The sequence below is a fragment of the Hydrogenovibrio sp. genome, from assembly GCF_049975065.1.
Lineage (GTDB): Bacteria > Pseudomonadota > Gammaproteobacteria > Thiomicrospirales > Thiomicrospiraceae > Hydrogenovibrio.
Window position 1 is genome coordinate 15446 of the sequence record NZ_JBNGDN010000034.1, and the last position, 4471, is coordinate 19916.

4 protein-coding genes and 1 pseudogene are annotated in these 4471 nt (G+C 52.4%); 3 read left to right on the forward strand and 2 right to left on the reverse strand.

All coding sequences use genetic code 11. The features are described from left to right. Positions 1-116 (reverse strand): annotated as a pseudogene (locus tag ACP5D0_RS05705) (histidinol-phosphate transaminase); the annotation flags it as partial. 157 nt (positions 117-273) lie between these two features. Here ACP5D0_RS05705 and ACP5D0_RS05710 point away from each other — a divergent pair. Continuing rightward, positions 274-1224, forward strand: a complete 951-nt coding sequence (locus tag ACP5D0_RS05710) for a Nudix family hydrolase (RefSeq protein WP_472364696.1) — start codon at positions 274-276, stop codon at positions 1222-1224. A gap of 39 nt (positions 1225-1263) precedes the next feature. Here ACP5D0_RS05710 and coaE read toward each other — a convergent pair whose 3' ends face one another. Beyond that, positions 1264-1917 (reverse strand): dephospho-CoA kinase, encoded by a 654-nt coding sequence (gene coaE / locus ACP5D0_RS05715; protein WP_472364697.1) that lies wholly within the window; start codon positions 1915-1917, stop codon positions 1264-1266. Positions 1918-2007: 90 nt separating this feature from the next. Here coaE and ACP5D0_RS05720 point away from each other — a divergent pair, with 90 nt between their 5' ends. Both ACP5D0_RS05720 and grxD read left to right on the forward strand, forming a co-directional pair. Beyond that, positions 2008-3825 (forward strand): N-acetylglutaminylglutamine amidotransferase, encoded by a 1818-nt coding sequence (locus ACP5D0_RS05720; protein ID WP_472364698.1) that lies wholly within the window; start codon positions 2008-2010, stop codon positions 3823-3825. Between the two features lie 158 nt (positions 3826-3983). Further along, positions 3984-4331 (forward strand): Grx4 family monothiol glutaredoxin, encoded by a 348-nt coding sequence (gene grxD / locus ACP5D0_RS05725; protein WP_472364699.1) that lies wholly within the window; start codon positions 3984-3986, stop codon positions 4329-4331. Positions 4332-4471 lie beyond the last annotated feature (140 nt).

The following is a 4471-nucleotide window of genomic DNA, read 5'->3' on the forward strand; positions in this document are numbered from 1 at the left end:
GAGGGCGGATAAGGGCTCTCATTGGTATTGAGCTTGATCAGGTTATCCACTTTCGGTTGCTCACCGGGAACATAAGGGGTCAGTTGATGAACGCGTTGGCTCCAGAATCGACTCATGGCGTATGGTTTCCGTTTACATAATTTAGGTTAGGTAACCCGCTATTCTAACGGTATTCGATGATGGCTTCACGAAAAATGAGCGCTTTCAGGCCTGGCGATTTTTTGTCAAAATAGTAGACACTTGAATAAAGCTTACATAAAGGAAAAGACACGAATGAATGAACGAATTCAAGTGGCCGTCGGTGTTTTACGCAAAGAGAAACAGGTGCTGTTGGCGCGCCGCCAAGCCCATCAGGACTTAGCGGGTCTCTGGGAGTTCCCGGGCGGAAAAATTGAAGCGGGCGAAACGCCCGAAGCGGCTTTGACACGCGAATTTTCTGAAGAGGTGGGGGTTGCGACGAGGAACTGGCAACCGCTGATTCAAATTCCATGGGATTATGAAAAAGTCTCGGTATTGTTGAATGTCTATGAAACCGAGCAGTTTGACGGTGAGCCACATGGCGCTGAAGGCCAAACGGTGCAATGGACAGCGGTGCCCGAGTTGGAGGCGCAGGCATTTCCGGAGGCGAATCGAGGTTTGGTGACGGCCTTGCAATTGCCCGGACACTATATGATTTCCGGCGGTTTTCATGATACCGAAGATGCGCTCAGTCGGTTGGAAACCGCGTTAGAAGACGGTATCCGCTTGGTGCAGTTGCGAGCCAAAACCTTGGATGAAACCGCGTTTCAAGCCCTGGCGAAGCAGGCGGTGGCGTTAACCCATCGTTATGAAGGGGCGCGGATTTTGTTGAACGGCAAGCCGGAGGATTTGCGGGCGGTGCCGGAAGCGGACGGCTTGCAATTGGCCTCTACGGCGATTATGGGGTTGACGGAGCGCCCCATTTCTGACGATAAATTATTGGGCGTGTCCACTCATAACGATGTGGAAATGGCGAAAGCACTGGCGTTAGGAGCGGATTTTATGCTGTTGTCGCCGGTGAAAAAAACGCAATCCCATCCGGAACTGGACGGTTTGGGCTGGCCGACGTTTGCTGAGCGTGTTGCGAATGTGCCGGTACCGGTCTTTGCGTTGGGAGGGATGAAGCCGGCGGATGCTGAGGACGCGCGTCAGTATGGTGGGCAGGGGATTGCCGCGATTTCCGGTTTGTGGCCGGAACCCATGTGAGTGAATTTTCTGGACTAGATGTTGAGTCGAAAACCAGAATTATTTCAATAGGTCTTGCAGGCTGTTTTGCAGCTGATCAAGCGGTTGGCTGGCGTCGATAATGTGATTCGCAATCGCTAAACGATCGGAGCGTGACGCTTGTTGTTGCATCAGGTTTCGAATATCGGCTTCCGGCAAGGTGCCGCGTTCTAAAGCACGTTGCAATTGTGTGGCTTCCGCTAAATCCAATACGATGATTTCGTCGATGTAATCCGGTTTTCCGGTTTCGGCCAGCAGCGGAATTTCCACTACGATGGCCGGTGGATTTTGCCGGCGCAGTTGTTCGATGGCGGCTTGCGTGCGGTCGCGAATCATCGGGTGCAGAATCGCTTCCAACCGATGTTTGGCGCTCGGGTCTTTGAGGATGCGCTGGCGTAACTCGGCGCGGTCAAGCTCACCTTGGCTTGTCAAAATATCGGAACCGAAGGCTTGGATGATTTTGACCAGGCCTGGTTGGTTTGGCTCGACCAATTCTCGGCCGATGGCGTCGGCGTCCAGGGTGGGAACCCCCAAGGCTTCAAAGAGTTGCCGAACAGTGGTTTTACCGCTGCCGATGCCGCCGGTGAGTCCATAGACTTTCATACTGGGTAAGCTGCGCTTCTTAAATAGAGTGTCGAGTGTTGCGACTTTATCGACTTCGTTGGAAAGAGTCAATTATTTCCAGCTGGGATTGTTTAAAATACGACTGGATTCAAACGATAGGGCGGGGTTGAGTGCCTTTCCGAACAACAGGTAACTAAGATTATGTGCGGAATTTGCGGTGAAATCTATTGGGATGGTCAGCTTTCAAGTGAAGCGGGGTTGCGCCCGATGTTGTGTGAAATGGAACGGCGTGGTCCGGATGACGGCGGCACCTGGGTGCAAAACCATGTCGGCCTCGGGCATCGTCGGTTATCGATCATCGATTTATCCGACGCCGGGCATCAGCCGATGGTGGATGACGAGTTAACGTTGGTCTTCAATGGCTGCATTTACAATTACGAAGCGTTGCGCAATGAATTGATGGCATTGGGCCATGATTTCCGTTCCCATTCCGACACCGAAGTGATTTTGAAGGCTTACCGCCAATGGGGCATGGATTGCGTGACCCGGTTTGAAGGGATGTTTGCGTTCGCGATTTGGGACGACCATCAGCACCAGTTGTTGCTGGCTCGCGATCGTTTCGGTATCAAACCCTTATATTATGCGCCGGTTAAAGGGGGCGTGAAATTCGCGTCCAATACGCAGGCGCTGCTGGCGTCGGGTGGCATCGATACTGAAATCGATCCGGTGGGGTTGCACCATCAATTTACCTTGCATGGTGTGATTCCGGCACCGCACACCATTTTGAAAGGCCTTCGTAAATTGGAACCGGGACACTGGATGATTGTGAACCCGGACGGCCAAATCTTTAAAAAGGCCTACTGGCATTTGACGGCACAGCGGCCGCAGACGCCGGAGGCTCCGCAAACCGAGCAGGAATGGGTGGATGCGGTGCATGACTCCTTGAAGCAAGCGGTGCATAAGCGCTTGACGGCGGCGGATGTGCCAGTGGGTGTACTGCTGTCCGGTGGGTTGGATTCCAGCTTGATTGTGGCTTTGTTGGCCGAAGCGGGTGTGGAAAATATCCGTACCTTTTCCATCGGGTTTGAAGACGTGCCGGAAGAAAAAGGCAGTGAGTTTGAATATTCCGATCAGGTGGTGGAGCGCTACCAGACCCGGCATCAAAAATATTTAATTCCGAATGAGACGGTCTTGCCGAGATTGACCGAAGCGGTGGACGCCATGGCGGAGCCGATGTTCGGCCAGGATGCGGTGGCGTTTTATCTGTTGTCGGAGCAGGTTTCGCAGGATGTGAAGGTGGTGATGTCCGGGCAGGGGGCGGATGAAGTCTTCGGCGGCTATTTCTGGTATCCGCTGATGGCACAAGCCGCGGCGGAACTGCCGCAAGGCGCTGAGCCGGTCGAAGCGTTTGCGCCCTTTTATTTCGATCGCAGCCACGCGGAATGGTTGGACATGATTGAAGACGATTATCATGTAACCGATGTGACTCGAGCCTTGATTAACGACCGTTTGTCCGAGGAAGGCGCGGAGACCTATTTGGATCAGGTGTTGCGTTTGGATACCACCACACTGATTGTCGATGATCCGGTCAAGCGCGTGGATAACATGACCATGGCATGGGGGCTGGAAGCGCGGGTGCCCTTTTTGGATCATAAACTGGTCGAACTGGCGATGTCGGCACCGCCAGAGTTGAAGCTGAAAGACTTCAAACATCTGCTGAAAAAGGTGGCGCGTGGTTTGGTCCCGGACTCGGTGATTGATCGGCCGAAAGGCTATTTTCCCATGCCGGCGTTAAAGTATGTTCGCGGTCCGTTTTACGACATGATGAAGCGCATTCTGACCAGTCCAGAGGCTCAGGCGCGGGGTCTCTTTAAACCGGATTACATTCAACGGTTGCTGGACGCGCCGGAAGCGGAAGAAAACTTCACCGCCATTCAAGGCAGTAAGCTGTGGCATGCGGCGTTATTGGAACTGTGGTTGCAGCGGCACGTCGATCCGTATCGCGATATTAATAATTGATGGATTAACGATTGCCCGAGTCGGAATTGAAACGGTCGTCTTATCCAATGGACGAGGGAAAATCCGGTCTCGATTTTTGAGCGGACTTTGTTATAATAACCGAGCGAACAACTCAGGTATTGATTGAGAACGACCAGGCCTGACTTTAGGAGAACAGAATGGAAAACCAAGAAACCGAAACCCTTGCTAGAATTCACGAACAAGTCAGTCAGAACCCGGTGGTGCTTTATATGAAAGGCACGCCGCAAATGCCATCTTGTGGCTTTTCAAGCCGGACGGCGGAAGCACTGGTACAAACCGGCGAAAAGTTTGCGTTTGTGAACGTATTAGCGGATCCGATGATTTTTGAATTTTTGCCAAAATACCAAGATTGGCCGACGTTTCCGCAACTGTATATCGGTGGCGAACTGCAAGGTGGTTGTGACATCACCTTGGAATTGGCGGAGTCCGGTGAGTTGAAAAAAATGATGGCCGACGCCAACGCGAAAGTGACCGAAGAAGCCTGAAGCTTTAAACCTTTTCCGGTTGCGCAATTGATAAACCGCCAGGCCTGGCGGTTTTTTGTCGCTGGTATTTGAACCCGTCAAAGGGTTGATAAAACGCGGTTTCAAGTCATAAGTGCAATTTCTATTACGCAGCCAGCAAG